Source organism: Azospirillum himalayense, assembly GCF_042657465.1.
Taxonomy (GTDB): domain Bacteria; phylum Pseudomonadota; class Alphaproteobacteria; order Azospirillales; family Azospirillaceae; genus Azospirillum; species Azospirillum himalayense.
In genome coordinates this window covers 182,475-197,335 of record NZ_JBHSLC010000118.1, presented here as the reverse complement: position 1 = coordinate 197,335, position 14,861 = coordinate 182,475, and the positions used below count along the sequence as shown (strand labels likewise).

Annotated in this window: 13 protein-coding genes; 5 read left to right on the top strand and 8 right to left on the bottom strand. The window is 68.1% G+C overall.

Annotated elements, in window-relative coordinates; translation table 11 throughout:
• Positions 1-285 precede the first annotated feature (285 nt).
• Complete coding sequence (locus ACFPMG_RS32860) at positions 286-531, top strand: hypothetical protein (RefSeq protein ID WP_041811141.1); 246 nt, start codon at positions 286-288, stop codon at positions 529-531.
• Between the two features lie 98 nt (positions 532-629).
• Here ACFPMG_RS32860 and sppA read toward each other — a convergent pair whose 3' ends face one another.
• Positions 630-2,381 carry a signal peptide peptidase SppA gene (gene sppA, locus ACFPMG_RS32855; protein ID WP_377000079.1) on the bottom strand — a complete coding sequence of 584 codons (1,752 nt, stop codon included), beginning with the start codon at positions 2,379-2,381 and terminating at the stop codon, positions 630-632.
• Between the two features lie 42 nt (positions 2,382-2,423).
• Positions 2,424-2,996: a peroxidase-related enzyme gene (locus ACFPMG_RS32850; protein WP_377000077.1), complete on the bottom strand. Its 573-nt coding sequence runs from the start codon at positions 2,994-2,996 to the stop codon at positions 2,424-2,426.
• Positions 2,997-3,202: 206 nt separating this feature from the next.
• Here ACFPMG_RS32850 and ACFPMG_RS32845 point away from each other — a divergent pair, with 206 nt between their 5' ends.
• Positions 3,203-4,297, top strand: coding sequence for a response regulator (locus ACFPMG_RS32845; RefSeq protein ID WP_377000075.1), 1,095 nt, complete (start codon positions 3,203-3,205; stop codon positions 4,295-4,297).
• A 9-nt stretch (positions 4,298-4,306) separates the two neighbouring features.
• On the opposite strand, the gene ACFPMG_RS32840 is transcribed toward ACFPMG_RS32845, so the two are convergent.
• The 4 genes from ACFPMG_RS32840 to fabI form a co-directional block, all read right to left on the bottom strand.
• Positions 4,307-4,888 carry an invasion associated locus B family protein gene (locus tag ACFPMG_RS32840; RefSeq protein ID WP_377000073.1) on the bottom strand — a complete coding sequence of 194 codons (582 nt, stop codon included), beginning with the start codon at positions 4,886-4,888 and terminating at the stop codon, positions 4,307-4,309.
• Positions 4,889-4,893: 5 nt separating this feature from the next.
• Positions 4,894-5,970 (bottom strand): chorismate synthase, encoded by a 1,077-nt coding sequence (gene aroC, locus ACFPMG_RS32835; protein WP_377000071.1) that lies wholly within the window; start codon positions 5,968-5,970, stop codon positions 4,894-4,896.
• 96 nt (positions 5,971-6,066) lie between these two features.
• On the bottom strand, positions 6,067-7,230 hold the full coding sequence (locus ACFPMG_RS32830; protein WP_377000069.1) for a hypothetical protein: 1,164 nt from the start codon (positions 7,228-7,230) through the stop codon (positions 6,067-6,069).
• A gap of 171 nt (positions 7,231-7,401) precedes the next feature.
• On the bottom strand, positions 7,402-8,250 hold the full coding sequence (gene fabI / locus ACFPMG_RS32825; protein WP_035674831.1) for an enoyl-ACP reductase FabI: 849 nt from the start codon (positions 8,248-8,250) through the stop codon (positions 7,402-7,404).
• Between the two features lie 136 nt (positions 8,251-8,386).
• On the opposite strand from fabI, the gene ACFPMG_RS32820 reads away from it, so the two are divergent.
• Positions 8,387-9,733 carry a YihY family inner membrane protein gene (locus ACFPMG_RS32820; protein ID WP_377000066.1) on the top strand — a complete coding sequence of 449 codons (1,347 nt, stop codon included), beginning with the start codon at positions 8,387-8,389 and terminating at the stop codon, positions 9,731-9,733.
• A gap of 34 nt (positions 9,734-9,767) precedes the next feature.
• Here ACFPMG_RS32820 and ACFPMG_RS32815 read toward each other — a convergent pair whose 3' ends face one another.
• The gene (locus tag ACFPMG_RS32815; RefSeq protein ID WP_377000064.1) at positions 9,768-10,784 is read right to left on the bottom strand and encodes a radical SAM/SPASM domain-containing protein; all 1,017 of its coding nucleotides are present in this window, start codon (positions 10,782-10,784) and stop codon (positions 9,768-9,770) included.
• A 137-nt stretch (positions 10,785-10,921) separates the two neighbouring features.
• On the opposite strand from ACFPMG_RS32815, the gene ACFPMG_RS32810 reads away from it, so the two are divergent.
• Together ACFPMG_RS32810 and ACFPMG_RS32805 are read left to right on the top strand one after the other, a co-directional pair.
• On the top strand, positions 10,922-12,058 hold the full coding sequence (locus ACFPMG_RS32810) for a sialidase family protein (protein WP_377000062.1): 1,137 nt from the start codon (positions 10,922-10,924) through the stop codon (positions 12,056-12,058).
• Between the two features lie 73 nt (positions 12,059-12,131).
• Positions 12,132-13,292, top strand: a complete 1,161-nt coding sequence (locus ACFPMG_RS32805) for a phosphoserine transaminase (protein ID WP_377000060.1) — start codon at positions 12,132-12,134, stop codon at positions 13,290-13,292.
• A gap of 60 nt (positions 13,293-13,352) precedes the next feature.
• Here the strand turns inward: ACFPMG_RS32805 and ACFPMG_RS32800 are convergent, their stop codons facing one another.
• Complete coding sequence (locus ACFPMG_RS32800) at positions 13,353-14,828, bottom strand: TrkH family potassium uptake protein (protein WP_377000058.1); 1,476 nt, start codon at positions 14,826-14,828, stop codon at positions 13,353-13,355.
• Positions 14,829-14,861 lie beyond the last annotated feature (33 nt).

Here is a 14,861-nt window from a genome sequence, read left to right as displayed (position 1 = left end):
ATTCATTTCCTTTCAATGCCCTGAGAGCGATTGCGTGAATTCGTTGTGTTCTGGCGTCTCATTCCTTTTTCCGATCGTCGCGCTTCATGGCGGGGTCGAAAGATAAAAATCGATGGGATTTGCCACCAGCGCACAGCTTACCCAGAAGGTATGATGTGATGCGGGCACAACACTGTGCAGGATCTGTTGCCTCGTTCGCTTATGTCGCTTTACGCGATTGGCGCTTTGCGCAATCTTTAATCCGTAGCCACTAATCACGAGAAACGTAGGAAAGGAGTGCGCCAGATGGAGCGCGAGGACGAATGTGCTCTCGACCGATATATCGCGGCGATTCCGCTTAATCTGAGAGTAGTGGCCAGGGCTGCTTACGAGGAGCTGTCGAACAATCCCTTCCTGCCGGTCTTTTCCAAGGACGAAATCGCGCGGTTGGTCTGCTCGCCAGGATTTCAGAGTTACTTGGAAAGTGAGAACCGGACGAGCGCCGGTTCGCTGATGATGCTCTGTTCGGCGGGGTTTGCGACGCGCCATTGACGACGCGCTTTTGACGACGCGCTTTCGTCACAACGCGACGCAGCCACTCTTCTGCAGGCCGGCGGTTGTCCCGCCGGCCTGAATTTTATCCAAGAGTCTTACCGTTCGAGTCCCAGCGGCGGCATGCGCGCTTCCACCGCACCGCTGCGGGCCGCCTTCACCAGCGGCGCCAACTCGGCCAGCGCCGGCCGCAACCCGGCCAGAACCGCCACGGCTTCCACCAGATCGCCCTTGCCCGAGGCGAGGTCGAGGATTTCCCGGATCAGCGGCTTCGGGCGCGGATAGGCGGTCACCGTGACAGGATCGTCCGGCGCCAGCTTCGCCGCCTGCTTGGCGAGCGTCAGCGCGGTGGCGACCCCGCCCAGCTCGTCGATCAGCCCGAGAGTCTTGGCCTGGGCCCCGGTCCACACGCGGCCCTTGGCGGCGTCCCGCGCCTGCTCCGGAGTGAGGTGCCGCGCCTCTGCGACGCGGGACAGGAAAGTGGAATAGCTGCTGTCGATGATCGCGTTCAGCCGCTCCTCCCCGGCGGGGCCGAAGGGACGGAAGGGCGACCACAGGCCGGCGTTGGGGGCAGTGTCGAGGACGCCCCAATGCACGCCCAGCCGCTCCGACAGGCCGGCGACCGACATCTTGCCGGCGACCACGCCGATGGAGCCGGTCACGGTGGCGGGGGAGGCGACGATGCGGTCGGCGGCCAGCGCGATCCAGTAGCCGCCGGACGCCGCGGTGCCGCCCATGGTGGCGATCACCGGCTTGCCCGACTGGCGGGCCTTGACCAGAGCGCGGCGGATCGTTTCGGACGCCGTCACACTGCCGCCGCCGCTGTCGATGCGGAACAGGATGGCCTTGACGTCGGGATCGTCCACCGCGTCCTCGATGGCCTCCACGATCGTCTCCGACCCGGCGGTGACCTCGCCCAGGCCGGGCTTGCCGCTGTCGCCGCCGGTGATGGTGCCGGTGGCGTGGATCAGCGCGATGGTCGGGCCGCTGCGGTTGGGCGGGCCGGCGATGTCCAGATAGTCCGCCGCCTCCATCGTGTCGGCGCCGGGCGCGGCTCCGGCGCGGCGCAGCGCCTCCTCCCGCGCCTCGTCGGCGTAGCCCAGCCGGTCGACCAGCTTGGCGTCCACTGCCTCGCGGTCGATCAGGGGGGCGCGGTCCATCGCCGCCTTGACGGCGGCGGGGGGCAGGCGGCGGCTCACCGCCACCCCGTCGACGATCTGGTTGGTCAGGTCGCCGAGCAGGGACTCCATCATCTCGCGGTGGGCGGGCGTGAAGTCCGTCCGCATGACGCTGTCGGCGAGGCTCTTGTACTCCTCGCGCTGGAGGACCTGCGGCTGGATGTCCAGCTTGTCCAGCGCGCCGCGGGCGAAGGGGATCTGGGCGGACAGGCCGGTCAGGCCGAGCAGCCCCAGCGGTTGCATCCACACCTCGTCGAAGGCGCTGGCCAGCAGGTAGGAGCGGTTGCCCGCCCCGGTGTCGCCATAGGATTCGGCGAAGGCAATGGCGAAGCGGCCCGACGCGCGGAACCGCTCCACCGCCGCCCGCAGCTCCTGCACCTGGGCGAAGCTGGCGCCGTCGCCGCCGAAGCGGGCGAGCACGCCCTTCACCCGCGGGTCGGTGCGCCCGCGCTCCAGTGCGTCGAGCACCTCCTGGAAGGTCGTCTCGTGGCCGAGGACGCTGCCCAGCCGGTCCACGCTGCCTTCCGCCAGCGGGTCGCGGAGGTCCAGCTCCAGCACCACGGTCTCGGGCAGGGAGGGCTCGTGCCGGACCGCCAGGACGACCCCGGTGACCACGGCGGCCACCACGAGGAAGCCGATCAGGGCAAACAGGCGGACAAAGAACCTCAGCATCCGGGTGGCTCCGGTGGTTGCGCGGCGTCAGCGGTCCAGCGTTTAGCGGTCCTGCTTGTGGTAGTCGCGGTTCGGCATCATGTCCACCGCCGAGGCGACACGGTTCGACATGTTGTAGAAGGCGGCGGTGTCGGCGACGTCGAAGATGTCCTCCTCGCCGAAGCCGGCGTCGCGCAGCGCCTGCCGGTCCGGCTCGCCCATGGTCCAGGGCTCCTTGGTCAGCTTCCACGCGAAATCGAGCATGGCGCGCTGGCGCGGCTCCAGCGTGGCGGCGCGGTAGTTGAAGGCGAGCATCTCGCCCAGTTCCGGATCGCCGGACAGCTTGCGCACCGCCTGCCCGTGGGCGACGAGGCAGTAGTAGCAATGGTTGGCGGAGGACACGACCACGGCGATCATCTCGCGTTCCAGCTTGGACAGGCCGCTCTCGCCGACCATCAGCTCGTTGTAGAGCTGGGCGAAGGTGCGCAGCTTCTTCGGGCGCAGACTGTAGGCGCGCAGCACGTTGGGGACGAAGCCCAGCTTCTCCTCGCACTTGGCGAAGAGCGCGGCCATGTCCGGGTCGAGATCGGGCGTTTCTGGAACGGGCAGGGCCATGACGTGATCGGGCTGCGGCATCGCGGTGCTCTCCTCCGGTGTGTGCGTCGTTGCGGTCGATGCTGTTTTGGCCGACAGGGTAGCCGGGCGACGGCGCTTCGCAAAGCCCCACCTCCGGTCAGGCCCCTTCACCAGGGGTTGCAACCCAGCCTTTCGTACGTTGTCTCTCGCCAAGGGCCGTCGCCCGTGCGAAGACTGCATCCCTTTGCAACGCAGTGGTTCCAGCGATGAACGATCCGGGTGGCAAAGGCGCGCCCAGGCTCGGCCTCCTCTCGGTTCTGGTGGTCGAGGACAGCGCCTTCATCCGCAACGTGCTGACCGCGACCCTGCGCACCATCGGGGTCGGCGCGGTGCATGCCGAGCCGGGTGGGGCGGAAGCCATCCGCTTCCTGGAGGAGCGCCGTGCCGCCCTGCCGCCCGGCACGGCGCCGGTGGACGTCGTCATCACCGATCTGGTGATGCCGGAGGTGGATGGGCTGATGCTGCTGCGCTGGTTGCGCTGCAGCCCGAAATCGCCGGACCGCTTCCTGCCCGTGCTGATGCTGTCCGGCGCCGCCGACCGCCATTACGTGGAGCAGGCGCGCGACCTGGGCGCCACCGACTTCATCGCCAAACCCTTTTCTGCCGCCACCATCGCCAGCCGCCTGCTGGCCGCCATCGCCCGGCCGCGGCGCTTCGTGCTCGCCAAGGGCTATTTCGGGCCGGACCGGCGGCGGACGCAGCGGCCGGTGGCGATGGATTGCCGGATGACCGGCCCCAGGGAAATCCTGGTGGTGCACAGCGCGTCCAAGGCGGTGGGCATCGATCGCTTTCCGGTCGTCCATTTCGACCTGCCCAACCGGCTGGGCGCCAAGATGGGCATCGCGCCGAAGGACCCCGTCCCGACCCTGCCCGAGGAGGTGCTGGCGGCGGCGGAGGCGGAGATCCAGAACCGGGCCGGCGACTATGCGACCTGGATCGCCGGGGAGGTGGACGAGTTGGCCCGCCGCGTCGACCGGCTGGGCGGGGACTCCGCCGCGGTCCCGGCGCTGATGGCGCAGATCAACCGCTCCGCCCATGAGATGCGCGGGCAGGGCGGCATCTTCGGCTACCCGCTGATCACCCGCATCGCCAAGTCGCTCTACGAGGCGACGCAGGGCGGCTTCCCCGCCGTCACCGGCAACGAGCGTCTGCTGCTGAAGGCCCATGTGGACGCCATCAAGGCGGTGATGGCCGGGCGGATCAGCGGCGACGGCGGGGCGATGGGCCAGCAGCTTCTCGCCTCGCTGGACCGCGCCAAGAAAAAGTACGCCAAGCCGGAGAGCGAGGGCGATCCGGCCTGAGTGCCGTGTCTATTTCCAGCGTATGCCCGCCTCGCGGCGGATCTCCTCCATGCGCTCCAACGCCGGCTTGAAGCCGGTCAGGGAGAAGCGCACCTCCGCCTTGCCGCCCTCCGGGGCGGAGCCGACGGCGGAGACCTCCTTGCCGGGAGTCAGCCGTTCGACCAGCTTGGCGTTGGTGTCCGGATCGACCACCGCGCAGGTGTTGGTCTCCCACTCGAACCGCTCGCACGGGTATTCGGGTCGGAACAGCGCCCGGTCCACCCAGACGCGGACGATCTTCGACAGGTCCATCGTCTGCTCGTCCAGCCGGAAGCGCATCCCCTCCAGCCAGCGCTCGCTGGAGCGCAGCCAGACGAGGCGCGACCGCCGGTCGCTGCCGGGGCGGGAGAGCAGTTCGCATTCGACGCGGCGCGGCTCGCTCCAGACTTGGCAGTAGAGGCGCCAGTCCTTGAAGGTCTCCGCATGCTCGCGGTAGGCCGGAGCCTGGGATCGGGCCTGGGATTGGGCCTGGGCGGCGGCGGGAAGGGCGGCGACCAGCAAAAACCCCGCAATCACCCCGCCACGCCACGCCGCCGTCCTGCGTCCCCGCATCGGGCTCAGCCCCGCGCGTAGGCGCGGTGGCGCAGCAGATGGTCGGCCAGAACGCAGGCCATCATCGCCTCGCCCACCGGGACGGCGCGGATGCCGACGCAGGGGTCGTGGCGGCCCTTGGTCAGGATGTCGGTGTCCTTGCCCTGCAGATCGACCGTCAGGCGCGGGGTGAGGATGGAGCTGGTCGGCTTCACGGCGAAGCGCACCACGACGTCCTGCCCGGTGGAGATGCCGCCGAGGATGCCGCCGGATTGGTTGGAGAGGAATTCCGGCTCGCCATCGGGTCCGGCGCGCATCTCGTCGGCGTTCTGCTCGCCGGTCAGGGTGGCGGCCTCGAAGCCGTTGCCGATCTCCACGCCCTTGACGGCGTTGATGGTCATCATGGCGCGGGCGAGATCGCCGTCCAGCTTGTCGTAGAGCGGGTCGCCGAGCCCGGCGGGCAGGCCGGAGGCCACGACCTCGACCACCGCGCCGATGGAGGAGCCGCTCTTGCGGATGCCGTCCAGATAGTCGGCCCATTCGGCGGCGGCCTGCGGGTCGGGGCAGAAGAAGGGGTTGTTGTCGACCTCCGCCCAGTCCCAGCGGCTGCGGTCCACCTTGTGTGGGCCGATCTGCACCAGCGCGCCGCGGACGGTCACGCCGTCGCCCAGCACCTTGCGCGCCACCGCACCCGCCGCCACGCGGCAGGCCGTCTCGCGCGCCGAGGAGCGCCCGCCGCCGCGGTAATCGCGGATGCCGTATTTCTTCCAGTAGGTGTAGTCGGCGTGGCCGGGCCGGAACTTGGCGGCGATCTCGCTGTAGTCCTTGGACCGCTGGTCGGTGTTCTCGATCATCAGGGAGACCGGCGTGCCGGTGGTCTGCCCTTCGAACACGCCGGACAGGATCCTGACCTGATCGGGCTCCTGGCGCTGGGTGGTGTAGCGCGACTGGCCGGGGCGGCGCTTGTCGAGCCAGGGCTGGATGTCCGCCTCGGTCAGGGAGAGCAGCGACGGGCAGCCGTCCACCACCACGCCGATCGCCGGCCCATGGCTCTCGCCCCAGGTGGTGAAGCGGAAAAGCGTTCCGAAGCTGTTGCCGGCCATGGCGAGGACTCCCGATGCGACACGATGTTACCGCAAGTTTTGCAGTCGAGCGCGTTTCTTGCGGCGTTTCGGTCGGCGCGTCAAGCGCGAGGGGACTTAGAACGCTCCCTTCTGCTCACGCCGGCGGTCGAGCGCGACCTCGAACTGGCGCAGCAGCTTGTGCGTGGCTTCGAAGTAGAGCTTGCGCTGCGGGTTGTTCTTCATGCAGCGGGCGTCCAGGTGGGACACGCTGGTCAAGGCGGAGACGCAGTAGCCGAGAAGCCAGTAATGGGAGCGGATCTTGCGCAGATAGTCGCGGAAGGGTTCCGGCTGGCCGGCCATGAAGGCGGAGAAGCTCGCCTCGTAGTCGGCGAGAATCTGCCGGATGTCCATCAGCGTGGTTTCCAGCAGCTTGCCCACCTTTTCGATGTGCATCAGCAGCTGGGTTTCATAGGGCTTGTGCATGCGGATATCGACCGGGATGCACTCCCGCGACTTCAGCCAGTTCAGGATGATCCGCGCCCGCGGCGCGATGCGGCGAAGCTGGTACTCGTAGAAGGTCGTGCCCTTCCAGGCGCTGAAGATCTGGTCCGCTTCGCTGCGGTCGATGCCGAAGGCCGAGACGAACAGACCGGCCTCCTCAAGCTCGGGATTCCAGATCGCCTCCAGAAAACGCTCGATGCTCTGGGCGCCGCTGCCGCCGCCGTCGATGGCCTTGCGCACGATGGGTTCGATGCGCGCCCGGATCAGGCGGCGGAGCTGCTGGTCCTCGGTGTCGCTGATGGCCCAGTGACGCTTGTCCACCGGGACCTTTTCGCCTTCGAAACAGGCCTTCAGCAGGAAGGCGTCCAGCGACGGCACGCTGTCGATCAAAGTGAGGGTGCGCAGGTCCGCGGCCGCGGCCTCGCTGTTGGCCTCGCCGATGCCGAACTGTTCGGCCAGAAGGATGTTGCTGTTGCGGGCGCGCAGATAGATGGCAAGGCCGCCCGCTTCGGTGTGTTCGACGCTGTGCGGAATGTAGATGCCGGTTTCGACCGGGCGCGACGCGGCGTCGCCGTCCTCTTCGTCGTCGGCGATGGGATTGGCGTAGTCGTCGGCGTCTTCGTCGAAATTCGGATACTTGAAGAGAATGGCCTTGTTCAACCCACGGGCACGGAACAGGCGGTTCTCTTCGGGGATTTCGCGGGTGATGGTGATCAAATTCATCGAGACACTGGAGCCGCCGTAGAGGATTTGCTCCAGGATCGGGGACACCGAATCCGATTGCCGCCGTGCACGCATCCGACCGTTACCTTCCGCAACCTTCCGTAAGCGTGAAGAATAGCGGTCTGCTGCGGTGCGCAAAAGTAGGTAATACGACGATCGGTAAAAAATACCTCAAGCCGGGTAAGGGCGTTTCCGGCGGGCGTTCCGGAACGAACCGGACGCACCCGCCGTCGCCAGAGGCCTGGATCAGGCGGGCTTGGCCGCGCCGCCCAGCGACCCCAGGAGCTGCGACACCTCGGCCGCCGCGTCCACAGCGACCATGCCGACCGTGTGATAGCCGGAGTCGACGTGCATCACCTCGCCGGTCACGCCGGTGCCGAGATCGCTCAACAGGAACAGGCCGGCGCCGCCGACCTCGCCGATGGTGACGTTGCGCTTCAGCGGGGCGTTCAGCTCGTTCCACTTCAGAATGTAGCGGAAGTCGCCGATGCCGCTGGCGGCCAGCGTCTTGATCGGGCCGGCGGAGATGGCATTGACGCGGATGTCCCGACCGCCCAAATCGACCGCCAGGTAACGCACGCTCGCCTCCAGCGCGGCCTTGGCGACACCCATCACGTTGTAGTGGGGCATCACGCGCTCGGCGCCGTAGTAGGAGAGGGTGAGGAGGCTGCCGCCGTCCTTCATCAGCGGGACGGCGCGCTGCGCCACCGCGGTGAAGGAGTAGCAGGAGATGTCCATGGTGCGCAGGAAGTTGGCCCGCGTCGTGTCGAGGTAGAGGCCGTCCAGCTCGTTCTTGTCGGAAAAAGCGATCGCATGAACCAGGAAGTCCAGCTTGCCCCATTCCTTCTCGATGGCGGCGAAGGTCGCGTCGACACTGGCCTCGTCGGTGACGTCGCAGGGCAGCAGCAGCGGGGCGTTGACCTGCTCGGCCAGCGGCTTCACACGCTTCAGCAGCGCGTCACCCTGATAGGTGAAGGCCAGCTCGGCGCCGTGCTGCGCCAGCGTGGAGGCAATTCCCCAGGCGATCGACCGATCGTTCGCCACGCCCATGATCAGGCCGCGCTTGCCGTCCATGAGCGGCTTCGGGTTGGACATCCGTACCTCGTGCATCCAGAGTATGCTTTGAAAAGTGGGCCGCATCCTACACGAAAGACCGGCCCGGTCAAACCAAGGCGGGAGGCGTCCTGTGGCTGAAACCGAAGGCACTTCGAAAGGGGCGTGGAACCCCTTTGTGCGCGTTCGGGAAATCGGCGGCTTCATCGCCTATTCCTCCATGCGCTTCTACAACGACAACTGCTTCCAGACCGCGGCCTCGCTGACCTACACCTCGCTGCTGGCGCTGGTGCCGCTGATGACCATCGGCTTCGCGATCTTTTCGGCCTTTCCCGCCTTCAACGCGCTGCAATCGCGCATCCAGACGCTGCTGTTCAAGAATCTCGTGCCGGAGAACAGCGACGCCATCCTGCAATATCTGGCGGCCTTCATGGCCAACGCCGGGCAGATGCCGGTGTTCGGAATCCTCGGGCTGGCGATCTCCGCCGTTCTGCTGATCTGGACCATCGAGGGGTCCTTCGCCACCGTCTGGCGGGTGCGGGAACCGCGCTCCTACGTCACCCGCATCCTGTCCTTCTGGGCGGTGGTGTCGCTGAGCCCGCTGTTCGCCGGCGCCAGCCTGTCGCTGTCCAGCACCCTGTGGGCGGTGCTCCAGTTCGCCCATCTGGAGGGCTTCGCCGACCCGCTGGTGGGGATCGGGGCGATCCTGCCCTTCATGCTGCAGCTGGTCGGCTGCACGCTGCTCTACGTCATCATTCCCAACCGGGACGTCGGGTGGATGGACGCCGCCTGCGGCGGGGCGGTCGCCTCGCTGCTGCTGGAGACGTCCAAGGCGGGCTTCGCCATGTACATGAAGGAGTTCCCCGCCTACCAGACCATCTACGGCGCGCTGGCGACCGTGCCGATCTTCCTGTTCTGGCTCTACATCGCCTGGTCGACGGTGCTGTTCGGCGCGGTCATCACCGCCTCGCTGCCCGAATGGCGGGCCGGCAAGATCACCCGCGGCGGGCCGGAGGGGCTGCTGCCCGCCCAGCGGCTGGGTCTGGCGCTGGCCGTCCTGCACGAGCTTCTGGAGGGCACGCGGCTCGGCGTGGGCTTGCGGCGGCGGACGCTGGTCGGGCGCGTGCCGGTGGGCACGGTGCTGATCGACGGCATCCTGGAGCAGCTTCGCGACGCCCATTGGGTGGCCCACACCACGCACAACGCCTGGGTCGTCACCCGCGATCTCAGCGAGGCCACGCTGTTCGACCTGATGAAGGCGCTGGGCATCGGCCTGCGCGGCTCCGTCCGCGGGCTGGGCGGGCTGGAGCTGCCCTGGCAGGACCGTACGGCCCAGCTTCTGGAGCAGGCGGAACGGAACCAGGAGGACATCCTGGGCGTGCCGATCAAGGACCTGCTGTCCGACCGGCCGCTGGAGGTGGAGCCGCTCGAAACGGGACCGCGGGAGCCTGAGTCGCGCGACACCGGGACCGCGGCGGGGGAAGGCTCCGGCGCGGTGCCGCTGCGCGCGAAGCGCTGGCCCTGAAGGCGGGCCCTGAACGCCGGCCTCTTGTGGACGCTCAAGCCCGGTATTTGGCGATGAGGTCCGCGGCGAAGCCGTCCAGGTTGTTGTCGGCGGGCAGGGTCTGGACGTAGGAGCAGCCGCGGCAGGCCTCGATCTCGTCGCGCCGGCCCTCCAGATGCTTCAGGCGGAAATCGCGCAGCCGCTCGCCGTTCCAGATGTCGCGCAGCGACTCCTCCGCGACGTTGCCGACGATGGTGCCCATGCGCCAGTCGGCGCAGCAGACCGACACCTCGCCGTTGAAGTTGATGGCCAGCTTAAGAAATGGCTCGGAACAGACCTTACGGGCGGTGTCGGGGGCGGCGGCGAAGGCGCTCTCCTCGGCCAGCGCCTCGCCGTGCAGGGGATGGACGAACAGGCTGTCGGCGATCGGCGTGAAGGTGTCGATGAAGCTCTGCCGCTCCTCCTCCGTCAGCTCCACGTTGATGATCTTGCAGTGCAGGTGGAAGTCGCGTCCCAGCTCCGTCTTGCGGCGGTAAAGATAGGCCACGTTGTCGACGATGGTCTGGAAGCGGTCGAAACGACGGGTGATGCGCTTGTACATGGCGTCGCTGGCGCCGTAGACGGAGACGCGCATGGCGTCCAGCCCGGCGGCCAGCAGCGCGTCCGCCCGCTCCGGCGTCAGCAGGGAGCCGTTGCTGGTCATCTCGACATGGCGGGCCAGACCCTGCGACTTCAGACGATGAACCATATGCTCGATCCGCGTGTTCACCAGCGGCTCGCCGTCCTTGTAGAGGTGGACGGATTTGATCGGCGCGTCGAATTCGGCGATGTCGTCGGCGATCTTGCGGAACAGATCGAATTTCATGGCGCCGCGCGGCCGGCCGACCTCCTTCAGCAGCTCCGGGTTGCCGGTGGCGCAGAAGACGCAGCGGAAGTTGCAGCCGTTCGACGGGTCGATCAACAGCGAGAAGGGCGTGGTCAGCGGCAGCACCTGCGACAAGTCGTTGCGGTCGCGGTGGCGGCCGTAGGGAATGTTCGCGGGGGTGGCCGCTTCGGTGCTCACTTCGGTCATGATCTTCGCCGGGCAGGGCTGCGCAATGCGTTTGACTAGCAAGGGACCACGCGCACCGTAAAGGAATCCTTCATTCCGGCAACCGGACAGTGGCCGGGCGTTCCCAATGCCGCGGGCGCCCGGCGGATCGGAGGGGCATGCTCGACATTCTTTCGCATCGCATCGTCTACAGCGACCGCCGCTTCTACGCGTCCTTCCCGTCCGCGGCCACGCTCGCCGACGGGCGGGTGCTGGTGGCCTTCCGGCGCGCCCGCGACCATCGCTGGCTGCATGGGGAGGCGGCGGAGGGCAACGGCGACTTCACCAGCGTCGACCATGTGGATTCGCGTTCCCACCTCGTGATCCAGCGCTTCACCCCGGATTTCGAGCCGGAGGGCGCGCCGCAGCCGCTGCCCACCGACCCGGAGGCCGGCGACCAGGACCCAAGCCTGCTTGTCCTGCGTTCGGGGCGGATCGTCATGGGCAGCTTCGGCTGGTACCCGATGTCGGCGCGCCACGGCCTGCGGCTGCGCGAGAAGGGCATCCACCTGCTGGGCGACGCCGGGACGTCGGGCACCTTCTTCCTGTTCTGGGGCGGCAGCACCCGCGTCAGCGACGACGGCGGGCGGCACTGGTCGGCCCACCGCTACCTGCCGGAGCTGCCGGACCAGGGTCCGATCCTGCCTGGCCTGCGCCCGATGCTGGGTGGTGCGGTGCGCGGCCGGGCGGTGGAGGCGCCGGACGGCACGCTGCTGATGGCGACCTACACCGGCGGCCCCTACACCAGCTACCTGTTCGCCTCCCGCGACCAGGGGGAAAGCTGGGCGCTGCGCAGCACCATCGCGCGCGACCCGGCGGGGCGGGCCGGCTTCTGCGAGACCGCCCTGCATCTGACCGCCGATGGTCAACTGGTCGCCTTCCACCGCACCACCGGGCTGGGCGACCGCCTCGCCACCTCGGTCTCCCACGACCTCGGGGAAAGCTGGGCGCCCTGGATGGAGAACGCCGTCATCGGGCATCCCTACGACGCCTGCCCGCTGCCGGACGGGCGGCTGCTCGTCGTCTACGGCTACCGCCACGAGCCCTACGGCGTGCGCGCCCGGGTCTGGGACTGCCGTCGCGAGATACTGGAGAGCGCGCCGGAGATTGTCATCCGCGACGACGCCCCGTCGCCCGACGTCGGCTATCCCTGGGCGACCGTGCTGGCGGACGGGCGGGTGGCGGTCTGCTACTACATCTGCGACGCGGCGGGCATCCGGCACATCCAGGCGACGCTGCTGCGCGTGAGCGGCTGATTGACGGGCCTCCGCGCAGCTCCTATCGTCCCCGGCCATACCGCAATCCCATGTTCCGGGGAGTAGAGTGTCCATGAAGCCCGCCCGCCGGCCGTCGAACCCGCTGTTTTCCTCCGGCCCCTGCGCCAAGCGGCCCGGCTGGTCGCTGGACGCCCTGGACGGCGCGCTGCTCGGCCGCTCCCACCGCTCGAAGCCGGGCAAGGCGAAGCTGAAGGAGGTCATCGACCTCACCCGCGCCGTCCTGGCGATCCCCGGCGACTACCGCATCGGCATCGTCCCGGCCTCCGACACCGGGGCGGTGGAGATGGCGCTGTGGAACCTGCTCGGTGAGCGGGGCGTCGACATGGTGGCCTGGGAGAGCTTCGGCAAGGAGTGGGTGACCGACGTCACCAAGCAGCTCCGCCTGTCCGACGTGCGGACCATCCAGGCCCCCTACGGCGCACTGCCGGACCTGTCGCAGGCCGACTTCAGCCGCGACGTGGTGTTCACCTGGAACGGCACGACGTCGGGTGTGCGGGTGCCGGACGGCGACTGGATTCCGGCGGACCGCGAGGGCCTGTCGATCTGCGACGCGACCTCCGCCGCCTTCGCCATGGACATTCCCTGGAGCAAGATCGACGTCGCCACCTGGTCCTGGCAGAAGGTGCTGGGCGGCGAGGCCGCGCACGGCATGCTGGTGCTCAGCCCGCACGCCGTGGCGCGGCTGGAGAGCTTCCAGCCTGACCGCCCGCTGCCCAAGATTTTCCGCCTGACCAGTGGCGGCAAGCTGATCGAAGGCATCTTCGTCGGTGACACCATCAACACGCCGTCCATGCTCTGCGTGGAGGACGCCATCGACGGGCTGCGCTGGTCGCTGTCGGTCGGCGGCTTGACCCAGCTCATCCGCCGGTCGGAGCAGAACCTGCGCATCGTCTCGGAGTGGGTGGCGGCCTCGACCTGGGCCGGCTTCCTGGGGGACGATCCGGCGACGCGCTCCTGCACCTCGATCTGCCTGCGCTTCACCGACCCCGAGGTGACCGCCCTGACGCCGGAGGCCCAGGCCGACTTCGCCAAGAAGCTCGCGGCACTTCTGGAGAAGGAGGAGGCCGCCTTCGACGCTGGTTCCTACCGCGACGCCCCTCCCGGTCTGCGCCTGTGGGGCGGCGCCACGGTGGAGAACGAGGATATGGAGGCGGTCCTGCCCTGGCTCGACTGGGCCTTCGCCACGGTCAAGGCGGAGACCTTCGGGCGCTGAGTCGTACAGGGCCGAAAAGGAAGGCCGCGCCACGGAGGCGCGGCCTTTTTCATGGCCCGCTCAATCCCGCCAGAAGCTCGGCAGGATCAGCACCAGCACGGTGAAGACCTCCAGCCGGCCGAGCAGCATGGCGAAGCTCAGCACCCATTTCGCGGCGTCGGGCAGCGGGGCCATGGTGCCCGACGGGCCGACCACCGGCCCCAGCCCCGGCCCGGCGTTCGCCAGTGCGGAAGCGACGGCGCTGGCCGCGCTCAGGTAATCGACACCCATCGCGGCGACCAGGAGCGAAAGGATGCCGAAGGCCGCCATGAAGGCGAAGGCGAGGTTGATGACCGAGCCGACCACATCCTCGTCCAGCACCTTGCCCTGATAGAGCGGGACCAGCACGCGGTTCGGCTTCAGCATCCGCTGCATCTGGTTCAGCATCGACAGCGCCAGCACCTGCCAGCGGAAGACCTTGATCGACCCCGCCGTCGATCCGGTGCAGCCGCCGATGAAGTAGAAGAAGAAAAAAGCGACGACGGCGAAGCTGCCCCAGGTCGAATAGTCGGTGGAGACGAAGCCCGTCCCGGTGATGATCGAGGTGACGTTCACCGCCGAATGGCTGAGCGCGTCCCAGAAGGGCAGACCGACCACGGTGAAGGCCCACAGGGTCATGGCGACGCCGGCCACCAGCAGGATCGCCAGCAGCGCGTTCACCTGGCTGTCGCCAAAGACCGGCGCGTTGCGCTGGCCGCGCAGCAGGCGGATGTACCAGGTCAGCGGCAAGGCCCCGCAGATCATCGAAAAGGTCGCCACCCACAGCACCGCGTGGGAGTCGAACCAGCCGAGCGAGGCGTCCTTGGTCGAGAAGCCGCCGGTGGCGATGGAGGCCATGGCATGGTTGATCGCGTCGAACCACGTCATCCCGGCCAGATGGTAGGCCACCGCCGACAGAATGGTCAGCGCCAGATAAATCATGGCGATGGCGCCGGCGGTGTCCTGCACCGTGGCGAAGGGCTTGTCGCCCTTGTCGGAGGACTCGGTGCGGAACAGCTGCATGCCGCCGACCCGCAGGATAGGCAGCACTGCGATCGCCATGACGATGATGCCGACGCCGCCGAACCAGTTCAGCAGCGACCGCCACAGCAGGACCCCCGGCGGCGCGTTGTCCAGCCCGACGATGACCGTGCCCCCGGTGGTGGAGAGGCCCGACATCGCCTCGTAATAGGCGTCGGTGAAGGACAGGCGGGCGGCGGAGATCATGAAGGGCAGGGCGCCGAAGGTCGCCAGGACGCACCAGGACAGCGTGGTCAGCAGGAAATGCTGCTTCACGGTGAAGCGCGCGTGCTCCTTGCTCGACGTCGCCAGCACCATGCCCCCGCTGACCGCCAGCGTCGCCGCGCTGGAACCGACAAAGGCCGTCCAGTCGCTGTTGCCCGCCGCGGCATCGGCCAGCGCCGGTGCCAGCATGCCGAGCCCGAGGACGGTCAGAAGGATGCCGATGATGTGGAAGACCGGTCCCAGCGCAATACCATTGCCGACGCCATTGCCCAAGGCTGTGCCTTTCGCCGTCGCGGGGGCCGGTGG

What these genes read in the sequence shown, in the direction of transcription:
- ACFPMG_RS32845 (WP_377000075.1), top strand. Translation starts at nt 3,203, where the DNA reads ATGAACGATCCGGGTGGCAAAGGCGCGCCCAGGCTCGGCCTCCTCTCG.
- ACFPMG_RS32850 (WP_377000077.1), bottom strand. Translation starts at nt 2,996, where the DNA reads ATGCCGCAGCCCGATCACGTCATGGCCCTGCCCGTTCCAGAAACGCCC.
- ACFPMG_RS32830 (WP_377000069.1), bottom strand. Translation starts at nt 7,230, where the DNA reads ATGCGTGCACGGCGGCAATCGGATTCGGTGTCCCCGATCCTGGAGCAA.
- ACFPMG_RS32810 (WP_377000062.1), top strand. Translation starts at nt 10,922, where the DNA reads ATGCTCGACATTCTTTCGCATCGCATCGTCTACAGCGACCGCCGCTTC.
- aroC (WP_377000071.1), bottom strand. Translation starts at nt 5,970, where the DNA reads ATGGCCGGCAACAGCTTCGGAACGCTTTTCCGCTTCACCACCTGGGGC.
- sppA (WP_377000079.1), bottom strand. Translation starts at nt 2,381, where the DNA reads ATGCTGAGGTTCTTTGTCCGCCTGTTTGCCCTGATCGGCTTCCTCGTG.
- ACFPMG_RS32805 (WP_377000060.1), top strand. Translation starts at nt 12,132, where the DNA reads ATGAAGCCCGCCCGCCGGCCGTCGAACCCGCTGTTTTCCTCCGGCCCC.
- fabI (WP_035674831.1), bottom strand. Translation starts at nt 8,250, where the DNA reads ATGTCCAACCCGAAGCCGCTCATGGACGGCAAGCGCGGCCTGATCATG.
- ACFPMG_RS32860 (WP_041811141.1), top strand. Translation starts at nt 286, where the DNA reads ATGGAGCGCGAGGACGAATGTGCTCTCGACCGATATATCGCGGCGATT.
- ACFPMG_RS32840 (WP_377000073.1), bottom strand. Translation starts at nt 4,888, where the DNA reads ATGCGGGGACGCAGGACGGCGGCGTGGCGTGGCGGGGTGATTGCGGGG.
- ACFPMG_RS32815 (WP_377000064.1), bottom strand. Translation starts at nt 10,784, where the DNA reads ATGACCGAAGTGAGCACCGAAGCGGCCACCCCCGCGAACATTCCCTAC.